The organism is Actinomycetospora sp. C-140, assembly GCF_054796175.1.
Window position 1 is genome coordinate 15,660 of record NZ_JBTWNF010000021.1, and the last position, 14,323, is coordinate 29,982.

A 14,323-nucleotide genomic window follows, 5' to 3' on the forward strand; every position below is an offset into this window, starting at 1 on the left:
CCTCACGTGGCGCTCACCTCCGGAGCGCGCGAAGATCGTGTCGCTGTGTTCATCCGTTGACGACAACCGGGCGTCGTCCTAGCCTGTGGCTCGCATCACACGACAACGGCGCCCGGAGATGCGGAGGCCCTGGTGACCGTGCCAGCAGACGACGGTCGAGCTCCGGTCCGCTCCGTCTCCTCCGTGACCACGACGGCGGACCGGTTGCCGCACGCGCTCGACGCCGACGCGGTGGCCGAGCGCCTGCGCGGCCGCCGTCCCGCGGTCTTCCTCGACTACGACGGCGTGCTGACGCCGATCGTCCCGCGTCCCGAGGACGCGATCATGACCGATCGGATGCGGGAGATCGTGCGGTCGCTCGCGGGCCGCTGCTCGGTGTGCGTCGTCTCCGGGCGCGACCGCGCCGTGGTCGCCGAGCTCATGGGCCTCGACGACCTGATCATCGCGGGCAGCCACGGCTTCGACATCTACGACCCCGTCCGCGGCCCGGTGGTGCACGAGGCGTCGCAGGGCTGGGAGGACCTCGTCGCGGAGGTCACCGAGCGCGTGCAGCGCGCGGCCGCGGAGATCGAGGGCACCCAGGTCGAGCCGAAGCACGCCTCGGTCGCCCTGCACGACCGCCACGTCGCCGACGCCGACCGCCCCCGGGTCGAGGCCCTGGTGGAGGCGGTGCTGGCCGAGCACCCCGGGCAGCTGAAGGTGACGCCGGGGAAGTTCGTCCACGAGATCCAGCCGAAGATCGACTGGAACAAGGGCAAGGCCGTCGAGCACCTCATCGGCGTCCTCGACCTCGACCGCCCGGACATCGTGCCGATCTACCTCGGCGACGACATCACCGACGAGGACGCCTTCCGCGCGCTCGCCGATCGCGATGATCATCGCGAGCCGGGACTGGGCATCCTCGTGATCGACCCCGCCGACGCGCCGGCGCGTGAGACCTCGGCGACCGCCGCGCTGGCGACCGTCGACGAGGTCGGCCGGTTCCTCGACGGCCTCGCCCGATGAGCCCGATGAGCCCGAAGAGCACCCCGTCCGCACCCCCAGGAGTACGGAGCACCCCGTGACCGCGACCGACACGGTTCCCGACCCGACCACGGCCGGCAGCGACGGCACCGTCCTGCCCGGCGGCGCCGTCGCCGACGGCCTGACGCTCACCTGGACCGGCTTCGCGCCCGACGACGAGGGCCTGCGCGAGGCGCTGACCAGCACGGGGAACGGCTACTTCTGCACGCGCGGTGCCGCGGAGTGGGAGGACACCGACGCGCCGAAGCACTACGCGGGCACGTACGCGCACGGCGCCTACAACCGCGAGACGACGATCCTCGGCGGGCGCCCGGTGCTCAACGAGGACCTCGTCAACCTGCCGAACTGGCTCGTGCTCAAGCTGCGCATCGAGGGCGAGGAGGCCATCCGGCTCGACAACGTCGAGGTGCTGGACTACCGGCACTCCTACGACATCCGCAGCGCCACGGCCAGCCGCGAGTTCCGCTTCCGCGACCGCGCGGGCCGCGAGACGACGCTGCGCAGCCGCCGCTTCGTGTCGATGGCGCACAGCCACCAGGCGGCGATGGAGTGGACGCTCACCGCGGAGAACTGGTCGGGCCGGATCGGGATCGTGTCCGCGATCGACGGCCGCGTCGACAACACCATGGTCGCCCGCTACCGCGACCTCGAGGGCCGCCACCTCGACCCCGTCACCCCGCGCACGTTCGGGCCGGAGATCATCGCGCTGAAGGTGCGGACGCGGCAGTCGAACCTCTACGTGTCCGAGGCCGCCCGGACGCGGATCTACCGGGCGCGCGGCCGCGGCTGGGAGCGCATCGAGCCCGCCCGGACGCTGCACCAGATGAACGACTACATCCAGCAGGTGCTCGACCTCGACCTGACCGAGGGCGAGACCGTGCGGGTCGAGAAGATCGTGTCGTTCTTCACCAGCCACGACAACGCGATCACCGAGACGCTCACCGCGGCCGGCCGGCACGTCGAGCGCTACCCGGACTTCGCGGGCTGCCTCGCCGAGCACGTCGACGCCTGGGACGAGTACTGGGACGTCGCCGACCTCGAGGTGCCGGCCGAGCCGCGCATCCAGCTGCTGCTGCGCTTCCACATGGCGCACGTGCTGCAGGTCTGCTCGCGGCACACGGCCCGCCACGACGCCGGCGTGCCGGCGCGCGGGCTCAACGGCGAGGCCTACCGCGGCCACGTGTTCTGGGACGAGCTCTACGTCTACCCGTTCCTCAACTACCGGCTCCCGGAGATCACCCGCGGGCTGCTGATGTACCGCTACCGCCGCCTCGCCGAGGCCCGTGCGGCGGCGGCCGAGGCCGGCTACCGCGGGGCGATGTTCCCGTGGCAGTCGGGCAGCGACGGCACCGAGGAGACGCAGGTCGTCCACCTCAACCCGCTCTCGGGCCAGTGGGACCCCGACCACTCGCACAACCAGCGCCACGTCAACGCGGCGATCTTCTACAACGTCTGGCAGTACTACCAGGCCACCGACGACCTCGAGTTCCTGCGCGACTACGGCGCCGAGCTCATGCTCGAGATCGCGCGCTTCTGGGCCTCGATCGCGCACAAGGACCCGGACAGCGGGCGCTACGAGATCCACGGCGTGATGGGCCCCGACGAGTTCCACGAGCGCTACCCGGGCGCCGAGGCCGGCGGGCTGCGCAACAACGCCTACACCAACGTCATGGTCGCGTGGATCGCCGCGACCGCGCCCAAGGTGCTCGCGCTGCTGCCCAAGAGCCGCCGCCGGGCCCTGCGCAGCCGTCTCGGGATCACCGACGACGAGATCGCGCGCTGGTCGGAGATGGCCACCTCGATGGACGTCCCCATCCACCGCGACGACTCCGGTCACCCGGTGATCACCCAGTTCGAGGGCTACGAGTCCCTCGCCGAGCTGGACTGGGACGGCTACCGCGCGCGGCACCGGAACATCCAGCGGATGGACCGCATCCTCAAGGCCGAGGGCGACGACCCCGACCACTACAAGCTCGCCAAGCAGGCCGACGCGGTCATGCTGTTCTTCCTGTTCACCCAGGACGAGCTGCGCGAGATCCTCTCGCGGCTGGGCTACGACGAGATCGCGTCCGACGACGACCTCGCCCGCCGCACCGTCGCCTACTACGACCGGCGCACCTCGCACGGCTCGACGCTCTCGCTCGTCGCGCACGCCGCGGTGCTCGCCGGCATCGACCCCGAGAGCTCCTGGGAGCGCTTCCTCGTCGCCGTCGAGTCCGACATCGGCGACGTGCAGGGCGGCACCACCAAGGAAGGCATCCACATGGGGGTCATGTCGGGGACCCTCGACCTGCTCCAGCGGGCCTACCTCGGTGCCAGTGCCCGTGACGGCGTCCTGCACTTCGCCCCGCGGCTCACGCTGCGCCTCGACGGGCTCGCGCTCTCGCTGGTCTTCCAGGGCACCTCGCTGCGCGTCTCGGTCGCCGACGGGTCGCTGACCGTGGCCGTGCAGTCCGAGGGCTTCAGCCACCCGGTGCGCATCGGGCTCGGCGACGAGGTCCGCGAGCTGGGCGCCGGCCAGGAGTGGACGGTGTCGCTCGACCGCGAGGGACGGGTCGCGTCGTCGACGGCGCCCGCCGCGGTGACGGCCGCCCCGGAGACCGCCGCCACCGCCACCGATGGTGACGGCCCCCTGCAGAGCTCGACCACCAGCGGCGCGCACGACGACGGAGGGAACGGCGCATGAGCGGCTTTACAGGAGCGATCTTCGACGTGGACGGCGTCCTCGTCGACTCCCCCCACGAGGAGGCCTGGCGCGAGTCGCTGCGCGAGCTGATGGAGGGCCCCTGGTCGGACATCGTCTCGCAGACGAGCTACACGCCCGAGAAGTTCACGCCGGCGCTCTACCACGAGCGGATGTCGGGCAAGCCGCGCAAGGCCGGGGCCACCGCGGCCCTCGAGTACTTCGGCGTGCCCGACATCGACCGCCGGGTGCAGGAGTACGGCGAGTACAAGCAGGAGATGATCATCCGGCTGATCTCGGAGGGCCGGTTCTCGGCCTACGACGACGCCGTGCAGTTCGTCGTGGACGTGAAGAAGTCCGGCATCCCGATCGCCGCGGCGTCGTCGTCGAAGAACGCGAAGCTCTTCCTCGAGCGGGTCGACCTGTCCCGGTTCGGGGCGGAGGGGAACCTCCACGGCTACTTCGACGTGGACGTCTCCGGTCGTGACTTCGCCCAGGGCAAGCCCAACCCGGAGATCTTCCTGACGGCGGCGAAGGAGCTCGGCGTCGACCCGTCCGACGCCTTCGTCGCCGAGGACGCGGTCAACGGCATCCAGGCCGCGAAGGCAGGGGGGTTCGGCGCCCTCGGTGTCTCGCGCGCCGACGACGTCGACGCGCTGGCCGCCGAGGGCGCGAACATCGTCGTCACCGACATGGGGACGGTGGACGTCGCCGCGCTCGGCCGGCACGAGCTGGTGACGACCTCGTGAGCGGGTTGACCGTCGGCGTCGACGTCGGCGGCACCAAGATCGCGGCGGGCGTGGTCGACGAGTCCGGCAAGCTGATCGCGTCGACGCGTCGCGAGACGCCGGCCACCGACACCCACCTGGTGCTCGAGGCCATCGCCGACGGGGTGCGCGAGCTGGCGAGCCACCACGACGTCGTCGGCGTCGGGATCGGCGCGGCGGGGTTCGTCGACGCCGACCGCGCCAAGGTGATGTTCGCGCCGAACCTCGCGTGGCGCGACGAGGACCTGCGCGGCGAGCTGATGGGCCGGCTCGACCTGCCGGTGGTGGTCGAGAACGACGCCAACGCCGTGGCCTGGTCGGAGTCCCGCTTCGGCGCCGGGCGCGACCACGACGACCTCGTGGCGATCACGATCGGCACGGGTGTCGGCGGCGGGATCGTGACCAACGGCCGGCTGCTGCGCGGCGGCTTCGGTGTCGCCGCCGAGATCGGCCACATCACCATGGTCCCGTACGGCCGCCGGTGCGGCTGCGGGCTGCAGGGCTGCTGGGAGCAGTACGGGTCCGGGCGGGCTCTCGTGGGCGAGGCCCGCGAGATCGCGCGGCACTCGCCGGCGTTCGCGGCCGGCCTGCTCGCGGCGGCCGGGGGAGACCCCGAGGCGATCACCGGGGAGATGGTGACCGCCGCGGCCCAGCAGGGCGACGTGGGCGCCCTGCACTGCTTCGACGAGATCGGCCGCTGGATCGGGCTGGGCCTCGCCCAGCTCGCGGCGGTGCTCGACCCGTCGCTCTTCGTCATCGGTGGCGGGGTCTCCGCCGCGGGCGAGGTGCTGCGCGGCCGGGTCGAGGAGACCTTCCGGGCCAACCTCACGGGACGCGGCCACCGGCCCGTCGCGGAGGTCCGGCTCGCGGAGATGGGGTGGGAAGCCGGGATGGTCGGTGCCGCCGACCTGGCCCGGACCAGTGATGACAGTGCCGTTCCGGGGAGTGACCGATGACCAGCGATCCAGGATCCACACCAGGGTCCCAGCCGGGCGCTCCCGGCTCACGGGAGAAGACGACCGCGAAGGCGATCCTCATCTCCATCGTCGCCGCCGTGGGCGGCTTCCTGTTCGGCTTCGACTCCAGCGTCATCAACGGCGCCGTCGACGCCCTCAACAGTCAGTTCGGCCTCGAGAACAGTCCGCTGCTGTCCGGCTTCGCCGTGGCCGTGGCCCTGCTCGGGTCGGCGGTGGGCGCCTGGTTCGCCGGGCCCGTCGCGGACCGGTACGGCCGCGTCCGCGTCATGCTCGTCGCGGCCGCGCTGTTCGCGATCAGCTCGATCGGGTCCGGCCTCGCCTTCGCGGTCTGGGACCTCATCATCTGGCGGTTCCTCGCCGGCGTCGGCATCGGCATCGCCTCGGTGATCGCCCCCGCCTACATCGCCGAGATCGCGCCCGCCCACATCCGCGGGCGCCTCGCGTCGCTGCAGCAGATGGCGATCGTGCTCGGCATCTTCGTCGCCCTGCTCTCCGACGCCCTGCTCGCGGGCGTGGCCGGCGGTGCCGCGAACACGTTCTGGCTGGGCCTCGAGGCCTGGCGCTGGATGTTCCTCGTCGGCATCATCCCGTCGGTCATCTACGCGGTCCTCGCCCTGCGGATCCCGGAGTCGCCGCGCTACCTGGTCGCCAAGGGACAGCTCGAACAGGCGGGTGTCGTCCTCGCGAACGTCCTGGGGACGACCGCCGAGGCGGTGCGGCACAAGGTCGGCGAGATCGCCGAGACGCTGGACCGCGAGGAGAAGCCCAGCCTGCGCGACCTGCGCGGTCACGCGGCGGGTCTGCGCCCGATCGTCTGGGTCGGCATCCTGCTGTCGGTCTTCCAGCAGTTCGTCGGCATCAACGTGATCTTCTACTACTCGACGACGCTGTGGCAGGCCGTCGGGTTCTCCGAGAGCGACTCGTTCCTCGCCTCGGTGATCAACGCGCTGATCAACGTGCTGTCGACCGTCGTCGCGATCCTCATCGTCGACAGGGTCGGCCGGAAGCCGATGCTGCTCGGCGGCTCGGCCGGCATGTTCGTGACGCTCACGATCATGGCGATCGCGTTCTCGCAGTCCGTGCTCACGGTCGGCTCCGACGGCTCGGAGTCGCCCACCCTGCCGGGGCCGTGGGGGCCGATCGCCCTCGTCGCCGCCAACCTCTACGTCGTGTCCTTCGCGGTCACGTGGGGTCCGGTCGTCTGGGTGCTGCTCGGTGAGATCTTCCCGAACTGGCTGCGAGCCGCGGCGCTGTCCGTCGCCGCCGCCGCGCAGTGGATCGCGAACTTCCTCATCACGGTGAGCTTCCAGGCGCTGGCCGACCTCAGCCTGGCGTTCGCGTACGGGCTCTATGCCTTCTTCGCCCTCCTGTCCTTCTTCTTCGTGTCGAGGTACGTGCAGGAGACGAAGGGCAAGGAGCTCGAGGAGATGGTGGCCTGAGAATCCCCTGGCGGCGGGCAGGACGATCAGGTGCATGGATCTCCTGGTCGACCTGCCCTGCCGCCGCCTCCGACTGACCCTCGACGAGGGTTCCGACCGCGCCGCCCTGCTCGCCGAGATCGGCGCACGCCGCGGTGCGGACCCTCCGCGCTGCCTGGCCGACCCGGGCCGCCCTTGCGGTCCGGGTCGGCCGTGCGCGTTCCGCTCCCGCCGCGACACCGCGGTGCGCCGCCCGCCGGGGTCCGCCGGCGGCGGCCGTGCGGGCGAGCGCCCCGCCCAGCACAGGAGTCTCACGCGGGCTCAGTAGGCTGGCGTCCGCCATGCGCATCGGGATCGTGTGTCCGTACTCGCTGGACGTGGCCGGCGGGGTCCAGGCCCACGTCCTCGACCTCGCCCGGGCGCTGACCGGTCTGGGTCACCACGTCGACGTCCTCGCGCCGGCCGGTCCGCAGACGCCGGTGCCCGCCGGGGTGACGCGGGCGGGCAAGGCCGTCGGCGTCCCGTACAACGGCTCCGTCGCCCGCCTGACGTTCGGGCCCGTCTCGCTGGCGCGGGTCCGCCGCTGGCTGCGGGACGGCGACTTCGACGTCCTGCACGTCCACGAGCCCACCGCGCCGAGCCTGAGCTTCCTGGCCCTGGTCGTCGCCGAGGGGCCGGTGGTCGCCACCTTCCACACGTCGACCCCGCGCTCGCGCACCATGACGTTCTTCGAGCCCGTGCTGCGCCCGCTGCTGGAGCGGGTCACGGCGCGGATCGCGGTGTCGCCGCTGGCGCGCCAGGTCTACGTCGAGCACCTCGGCGGCGACGCCGTCGAGATCCCCAACGGCGTCGACGTCGGCGCGTTTGCCGACGCGCCGCCGCTGCCCGGGCGCCCCCACCACGGGGACGGCGCCACGGTCGGCTTCGTCGGGCGCTACACCGAGCCGCGCAAGGGGATGCCCCTGCTGCTCGAGGCCCTGCGCCCGCTCGCGGCCCGGCGCCCGGACCTGCGCCTGCTCGTCGTCGGCCGGGGCGACGAGGACGAGCTGCGCGAGCTCGCCGGGCCCGGGCTCGCCGACCGCATCGACCTGCTCGGCGCCGTCGACGAGGCCACGAAGGCATCGATGCTGGCGTCGGTCGACCTGCTCGCCACGCCCAACACCGGCGGCGAGAGCTTCGGCGTCGTGCTGGCCGAGGGCATGGCGGCCGGGGCGCCGGTCGTGGCCAGCGACATCGACGCGTTCCGCCGGGTGCTGGGCGAGCCCCCGGCCGGGGTCACCGTCGCCACCGGGGACGCCGGGGCCTGGAGCGCCGCGGTCGCCGCGCTCCTCGACGACCCCGCCCGCCGCGAGGCGCTGCGCCGCGCCGGGCGCGAGCGGGTCGCGGCGTTCGACTGGTCGGTGGTCGCGGCCGCCGTGCTGCGCGTCTACGAGGTCGCCGTCGCCGCCGATCCCCGCCGCGTCGGCGCCGGCGGGACCCTGTCGACCCCGGCGGCGCGACGGCCGGCGGCGGACCTACGGTCCTCCTCGTGACGCTCCCCGGTCCCGTCGGCGTGCTGGTGGCGATCGTCGCCACCGCCGTCCTCCTGCTCGTCGTCGTGACCGCCGCGGTGATGATCGCGCGGGCCCGCAGGCTCGACCGGCTGCACGTGCGCACCGACGCCGCCGCCGCCGGGCTCGCCGCCGTGCTCGACCGCCGCGCCGCCGTCGTCCGCGCCGTCGCCGCGACCGCGGGCCCGGTGGCGATGGACGACGCCGACCGGCGGGCCCTGCGCGCGGCCGCCCGCGCCGCCGCCACGACCCGCGCGGCCGAGGACGGCGTGCTCGACCCGGACCGCGAGGCCGCCGAGAACGACCTCACCCGCGCCCTCGCGCCCCTCGACACCGCCGCGCTGCCCGCGGACCTCGCCGCCGAGCTCGCCGACGCGAACGCCCGGGTCGCTGTGGCCCGCCGGGTGCACAACGACGCCGTGCGGGACACGCGCGCCCTGCGCGGGCGCCGGATGGTGCGCTGGCTGCACCTGGCGGGCACCGCGCCGGTGCCGCGCTACTTCGAGATCGCCGAGCCGGGCCCGGACGGCGCCCACGCCGCGGCGCCGGCGGTGCGGGCGGCCCAGGACGCCGTGCGGGTGGTCGTGGTCGACGACGACGGGCGGGTCCTGCTGTTCGAGGGCGTCGACCCGGCGCGGCCCGCGGAGTCGTTCTGGTTCGCCCCCGGCGGCGGGGTCCGGCCGGGCGAGGAGCCCCGGGCCGCGGTCGCGCGCACCCTGGCCGAGGAGACCGGCCTGGACGTCGAGCCCGCGCAGGTGCGGGGGCCGCTCTGGGTGCGCGAGGTGGTGTTCGAGGCCGGCGGCGCCACCTACGCGGGCCGCGAGCTCTTCCACGTCGCGCACGTGCCGTCCGGCGGGATCGACACGAGCGGCTTCACCGAGCACGAGTCCCGCACCGTGCGCGGGCACCGGTGGTGGACGCCGGCCGAGCTCGCGGTGACCCTCGACGTCGTCCACCCCCACCAGCTGCCCGACCTGCTCGCCGATCCGCAGGCCCTCGAACCGGGCGGGACCCCGCTGGCGATCCACTGACCCCTCGACGTGCCGGATCGTGCACCGCGTCACGGCACGCGGGCCGCGGGCGGTCGTACGATCGTTGTGACGTCACCGTCGATGTGCTGCACCCGGAGGACCCACCGTGACCAGGCCCGACACCGCCCCCGCCACCGGCACCGGAGGGGTCAAGCGCGGTCTCGCCGACATGCTCAAGGGCGGCGTGATCATGGACGTCGTCACGCCGGAGCAGGCGAAGATCGCCGAGGACGCCGGGGCCGTCGCCGTGATGGCGCTCGAGCGCGTGCCCGCCGACATCCGCGCGCAGGGCGGCGTGGCGCGCATGTCCGACCCGGACATGGTCGCGGGCATCGTCGAGTCCGTCTCGATCCCGGTCATGGCGAAGGCCCGCATCGGGCACTTCGTCGAGGCGCAGGTGCTGCAGTCCATCGGCGTCGACTACGTCGACGAGTCCGAGGTGCTCACCCCGGCCGACGAGGCCCACCACATCGACAAGTGGGCGTTCACCGTCCCGTTCGTCTGCGGCGCGACCAACCTCGGCGAGGCCCTGCGCCGCCTGGGGGAGGGCGCGGCGATGATCCGGTCGAAGGGCGAGGCCGGCACCGGCAACGTCGTCGAGGCCACCCGCCACATGCGCGCGATCCGCTCGGAGATCCGGGCGCTGTCGCGGATGGACACCCAGGAGCTCTACGCGGCGGCCAAGGAGCTGCGGGCCCCGGTGTCGCTCGTGCAGGAGGTCGCCGAGTCGGGCCGGCTGCCGGTCGTGCTGTTCACCGCTGGCGGCATCGCCACCCCGGCGGACGCGGCGATGATGATGCAGCTCGGTGCCGAGGGCGTCTTCGTGGGCTCGGGCATCTTCAAGTCCGGCGACCCGGCCAAGCGTGCCGAGGCGATCGTGCGGGCGACGACCTTCCACGACGACCCGGACGTGATCGCCAAGGTCTCGGCGGGCCTGGGCGAGGCGATGGTCGGGCGCACGACGTCCGACATGCCCGAGCACGAGCGGCTCGCGACCCGCGGTTGGTGAGGCTCACGCGGCGATCACCGCGGCGCGTGGGACGATGCGGGCGATGACCACCCCGCACGGCGGCTCCCCACGCCGGCTGGTCGACATGCACCGGCCGGCCACGGCGCGGACGCAGGACGTCGACCCCGAGGCGAGCACCGACGTGCTCCGGGCCGTCGGACCGGAGCCGGCCGCCCCCGCCCCGGCGCCGGCCCCCGTGACGCGGCGCCGGAAGGCGGCCCAGGACGCGGAGCCCGTCGAGGAGCCCGCGAAGAAGAACGGCATGGGCACCCCGGCGCTCGTGCTCGGGCTGCTCGCCGTGGCGACCTGCTGGACGGGCTGGGCGGGCGTGGTCCTGGGCCTGCCCGCTGTGGTCGCCGGGTACCTCGGCGCCCGTCGGGCCTTCCACAACCTGGCGACCGACGGGGCGTCCTCGCTCGGCGGGCTCGTCGCCGGGGCCGTCGGGCTCGTCGCGGGCGCGATCATCGTCTGGCCGACGCTGTTCGGCACCGGACAGTTCGGCGACGGCCTGACGCTCGACCAGTGCATGGCCCAGTCGACCACCGCCCGTGAGATGCACATGTGCAAGTCGCAGCATCTCCAGGAGTTCAACCAGCGGTACCCGGGCGCTGCCGAGTAGGCGGCGGTGGCAGGATTCCGCCATGACGTCCGCCTCCCGCCCCGCCCGCGAGAGCGTCGACCCGCGGGAGCGTGACGGCGGCCTCGGCACCGGCGCGCTCGCCCTCGGCATCCTCGCCGTCGGCACCGGACTCTCCGGCCTGATCTGGGACATGGACTGGCTGGCGTGGCTGGGGGTGGCCTTCGGCGTCGTCGGGCTCGTCGTCGGCTTCGTCGGCTCGCGCCGCGCGTTCCACGACCGCGAGCGCAGCGGCGGCGCCTCCCTCGGCGGCTTCGTGCTCGCGCTCATCGGTCTCATCGTGGGCGCGTGGCTGGTCGTGCCGGGCCTGCTCGGGATCGGGACCTTCGGCGAGGGGCTCACGCTCGACGAGTGCATGGCGCAGGCCCAGGGCCAGCAGCAGGAGCGCATGTGCGCGTCCCAGCACCTCGACGAGTACCGCGCCCGCTTCGGCGACCCCGGCGGCACCGGCGGCTGAGCACCCCGCCTTCCTAGACTGGGGGCGTGACCGCACCCGTCGGCGTCCTGGCCCTGCAGGGCAACGTCCCCGAGCACCTCGACGCGCTGCGCGCCTGCGGCGCGGAGGCCCGCCCGGTGCGCCGGCCCGCGGAGCTCGCCGAGGTCGCCGGGCTGGTGCTGCCCGGCGGCGAGTCGACGACCCTCTCGAAGCTCCTCGAGGCCGTGGAGCTGCTCGAGCCGCTGCGCGAGCGCCTGCGCGCGGGGATGCCGGCGTTCGGGTCGTGCGCGGGGATGATCCTGCTGGCCCGCGAGGCCATCGACGGGCGCCCCGACCAGCACCAGCTCGGCGCCCTCGACATCACGGTGCGCCGCAACGCCTTCGGCCGGCAGGTGCAGTCGTTCGAGACGGACCTGGCGGTGACCGGCGTCGTCGGCGGGCCGGTGCGGGCGGTGTTCATCCGCGCCCCGTGGGTGGAGTCGACCGGTCGCGGGGTCGAGGTCCTGGCGCGGGTGCCCGGCGCCGTACCCGGGCCGGCGTCGGGCAAGGTCGTCGCGGTGCGGCAGGGCCCGGTGATGGCGACGGCGTTCCACCCCGAGCAGACCGGCGACGCCCGGCTGCACGACCTGTTCCTGCGCCGGGTGCGGGAGTACGCCGCCGCCGGCTGACGTACGTGAGCGAACTTTGGTGCTATAGCCCCGAAGTTCGCTCACGTGCGTGCTGGGTGTCGACGGCGGACCCAGGCCGGTAGGCTGCCCCGATGCCGCGCTACGCCGACCGCCCCACCGTCGAGGCCGAGGTCCACATCGCCGCTCCCCCGGCGCGGGTGTGGCCGCTGGTCCGGGACATCGCGGTCGTCGCCGACACCTCCGAGGAGCTCCAGGAGGCGCACTGGCTGCCGGCGCCGGACGGGCCGGCCGAGGGCGAGGCGCCCGCGGTGGGCCACCGCTTCCGCGGCCGGAACTCCCACCCGCAGGCGGGGGAGTGGGAGACGGTGTCGACCGTCGTCGAGTGCGACGAGGAACGGCGCTTCTCGTGGGCCGTGATGGACACCGCCAACCCCACCGCGACCTGGCTGTTCACCCTCACGCCCGTCGGGGAGGGCACCGAGCTGCGGCAGTGGGCGCAGATGGGTCCGGGGCCGTCGAACCTGACGAAGGTCATCGAGCGGATGCCCGACAAGGAGGAGCGGATCGTCGCCGGCCGGCTGCGGGAGTTCCGGGCGGGCATCGAGCGCACGCTGGCGGGGATCAAGGAGCGGGCCGAGTCCTGATGCGCACGGCCACCACCGTCGAGGCCTCCGGCGCGCCGTGGGCCGAGACGGTCGACTTCGTGGTCGAGGCCGAACGGCTCGGCCTCGACGTGTGCTGGGTCGCCGAGGCGTGGGGGTCCGACGCGCCGTCGCCGCTGGGCTACCTCGCGGCGCGCACCGACCGGATGCTGCTCGGGTCCGGCGTGGTGCAGGTCGGCACCCGCACCCCGGCTCTGATCGCCCAGACCGCACTGACCCTGCAGACACTCGCCGAGGGCCGCTTCCTCCTGGGCCTCGGCAGCTCCGGGCCCCAGGTCGTCGAGGGGCTGCACGGGGTGCCGTTCGCCCACCCGCTGGGGCGGATGCGCGAGACCGTCGAGGTCGTGCGGCGGGTGATGGCGGGGGAGAAGGTCGCCTACGCCGGGCGCCACGTCACGCTGCCCCTGCCCGGCGGGGAGGCCCGCCCGATGCGGGTGTCGGTGCGCGCCGAGCACCCCGTCCCGATCTACCTGGCCACCCTCTCGCCGCGGATGCTGCACCTCACCGGCGAGGTCGCCGACGGCTGGCTCGGGACGAGCTTCGTCCCCGAGGGCGCCGCCACCTCGCTCGACCGCCTCGCGGCGGGCGCCGCGGCGGCCGGGCGCACGCTCGCCGACCTCGACCTGTGCCAGGGCGCCGAGGTGGCGTTCGCCGAGGACCCCGACGAGCTCGACGCGATGCTCGACGCGCGCCGCGCGGGCCTCGCGTTCAGCCTCGGCGGGATGGGCTCGGCGAGCCGGAACTTCTACCGCGACGCCTACGCCCGCCAGGGGTTCGCCGACGTCGCGGCCGAGGTGGGCGCGCTGTGGCGGGACGGGCGCCGCGACGACGCCGCCGCCGCGGTGCCGCGGGCGATGGTCGCGGCGACCACGCTGATCGGCACCGAGGACGGCGTGCGCGACCGCCTGCGCGCCTGGCGCGACGCCGGGATCACCACGGTGCGGCTCTACCCGGCGGGCGCGGACCTCGGCGAGCGGCTGGACACGCTGGGGCGCGCGATCGAGCTGATGAAGGAGGTCGGATGACGGAGACGCCGCTGCGCTGGCGCGACGTCGAGAGCGGCGCGTGCTCGATCGCGCGCACGATGACCGTCCTGGGCGAGCCGTGGACGATGCTCGTGGTGCGCGACCTCCTGCACGGCGTGCGCCGTTTCGACGACCTCGTCGCGCACCTCGGGATCGCCCGCACCGTGCTCGCCCGGCGCCTGGCGGTGCTGGCGGACGCCGGCCTCGTCGAGACGCGGGAGTACCGGGAGCCGGGCCGCCGGACGCGCCGCGAGTACCGGCTCACCGAGGCCGGGCGGGACCTGCGGCCGGTGCTCATGGCGCTGATGGCCTACGGCGACCGCCACCGTGCCGACGGGCCGCCGGTGGTGGTGCGCCACGAGGGCTGCGGGGCGCCGGTGGAGCTGGTGGCGGAGTGCGCGGACGGCCACCGCCTGGGCGCGGAGGACCGGGTGCGCAGCACGCCCGGGCCCGGGGCCCGGGGTGCCGCGCACTGA

15 protein-coding genes are annotated in these 14,323 nt (G+C 74.1%); all 15 read left to right on the top strand.

Annotation, left to right across the window (positions count from 1 at the left end):
* Positions 1-183: 183 nt before the first annotated feature.
* The 15 genes from otsB to ACR9E3_RS27410 all read left to right on the top strand — a co-directional run bounded on the left by otsB (position 184) and on the right by ACR9E3_RS27410 (position 14,323).
* Complete coding sequence (gene otsB, locus ACR9E3_RS27340) at positions 184-1,005, top strand: trehalose-phosphatase (protein WP_460383955.1); 822 nt, start codon at positions 184-186, stop codon at positions 1,003-1,005.
* Positions 1,006-1,060: 55 nt separating this feature from the next.
* Complete coding sequence (locus ACR9E3_RS27345) at positions 1,061-3,709, top strand: glycoside hydrolase family 65 protein (RefSeq protein WP_460383956.1); 2,649 nt, start codon at positions 1,061-1,063, stop codon at positions 3,707-3,709.
* On the top strand, positions 3,706-4,455 hold the full coding sequence (locus ACR9E3_RS27350) for an HAD family hydrolase (RefSeq protein WP_460383957.1): 750 nt from the start codon (positions 3,706-3,708) through the stop codon (positions 4,453-4,455). The genes ACR9E3_RS27345 and ACR9E3_RS27350 overlap by 4 nt, the downstream gene beginning before the upstream one ends.
* On the top strand, positions 4,452-5,429 hold the full coding sequence (locus tag ACR9E3_RS27355) for an ROK family glucokinase (RefSeq protein ID WP_460383958.1): 978 nt from the start codon (positions 4,452-4,454) through the stop codon (positions 5,427-5,429). Before ACR9E3_RS27350 ends, ACR9E3_RS27355 begins: the two co-directional genes overlap by 4 nt.
* Positions 5,426-6,889: a sugar porter family MFS transporter gene (locus tag ACR9E3_RS27360; protein ID WP_460383959.1), complete on the top strand. Its 1,464-nt coding sequence runs from the start codon at positions 5,426-5,428 to the stop codon at positions 6,887-6,889. Before ACR9E3_RS27355 ends, ACR9E3_RS27360 begins: the two co-directional genes overlap by 4 nt.
* A 34-nt stretch (positions 6,890-6,923) precedes the next feature.
* A complete protein-coding gene (locus tag ACR9E3_RS27365; protein ID WP_460383960.1) occupies positions 6,924-7,196 on the top strand; it encodes a hypothetical protein in 273 nt (90 codons plus the stop codon).
* 13 nt (positions 7,197-7,209) lie between these two features.
* A complete protein-coding gene (locus ACR9E3_RS27370) occupies positions 7,210-8,400 on the top strand; it encodes a glycosyltransferase family 4 protein (protein ID WP_460383962.1) in 1,191 nt (396 codons plus the stop codon).
* A complete protein-coding gene (locus ACR9E3_RS27375; RefSeq protein ID WP_460383963.1) occupies positions 8,397-9,449 on the top strand; it encodes an NUDIX hydrolase in 1,053 nt (350 codons plus the stop codon). Before ACR9E3_RS27370 ends, ACR9E3_RS27375 begins: the two co-directional genes overlap by 4 nt.
* Before the next feature lie 106 nt (positions 9,450-9,555).
* The gene (pdxS, locus tag ACR9E3_RS27380; RefSeq protein WP_460383965.1) at positions 9,556-10,458 is read left to right on the top strand and encodes a pyridoxal 5'-phosphate synthase lyase subunit PdxS; all 903 of its coding nucleotides are present in this window, start codon (positions 9,556-9,558) and stop codon (positions 10,456-10,458) included.
* Between the two features lie 43 nt (positions 10,459-10,501).
* Positions 10,502-11,077, top strand: a complete 576-nt coding sequence (locus tag ACR9E3_RS27385) for a hypothetical protein (protein ID WP_460383966.1) — start codon at positions 10,502-10,504, stop codon at positions 11,075-11,077.
* Between the two features lie 22 nt (positions 11,078-11,099).
* Positions 11,100-11,552: a hypothetical protein gene (locus ACR9E3_RS27390; RefSeq protein WP_460383968.1), complete on the top strand. Its 453-nt coding sequence runs from the start codon at positions 11,100-11,102 to the stop codon at positions 11,550-11,552.
* 26 nt (positions 11,553-11,578) lie between these two features.
* Complete coding sequence (pdxT, locus tag ACR9E3_RS27395; RefSeq protein ID WP_460383970.1) at positions 11,579-12,199, top strand: pyridoxal 5'-phosphate synthase glutaminase subunit PdxT; 621 nt, start codon at positions 11,579-11,581, stop codon at positions 12,197-12,199.
* Positions 12,200-12,291: 92 nt separating this feature from the next.
* On the top strand, positions 12,292-12,804 hold the full coding sequence (locus tag ACR9E3_RS27400; protein WP_460383971.1) for an SRPBCC family protein: 513 nt from the start codon (positions 12,292-12,294) through the stop codon (positions 12,802-12,804).
* The gene (locus ACR9E3_RS27405; RefSeq protein WP_460383972.1) at positions 12,804-13,847 is read left to right on the top strand and encodes an LLM class flavin-dependent oxidoreductase; all 1,044 of its coding nucleotides are present in this window, start codon (positions 12,804-12,806) and stop codon (positions 13,845-13,847) included. The genes ACR9E3_RS27400 and ACR9E3_RS27405 overlap by 1 nt, the downstream gene beginning before the upstream one ends.
* Positions 13,844-14,323, top strand: coding sequence for a winged helix-turn-helix transcriptional regulator (locus ACR9E3_RS27410; RefSeq protein WP_460383973.1), 480 nt, complete (start codon positions 13,844-13,846; stop codon positions 14,321-14,323). The genes ACR9E3_RS27405 and ACR9E3_RS27410 overlap by 4 nt, the downstream gene beginning before the upstream one ends.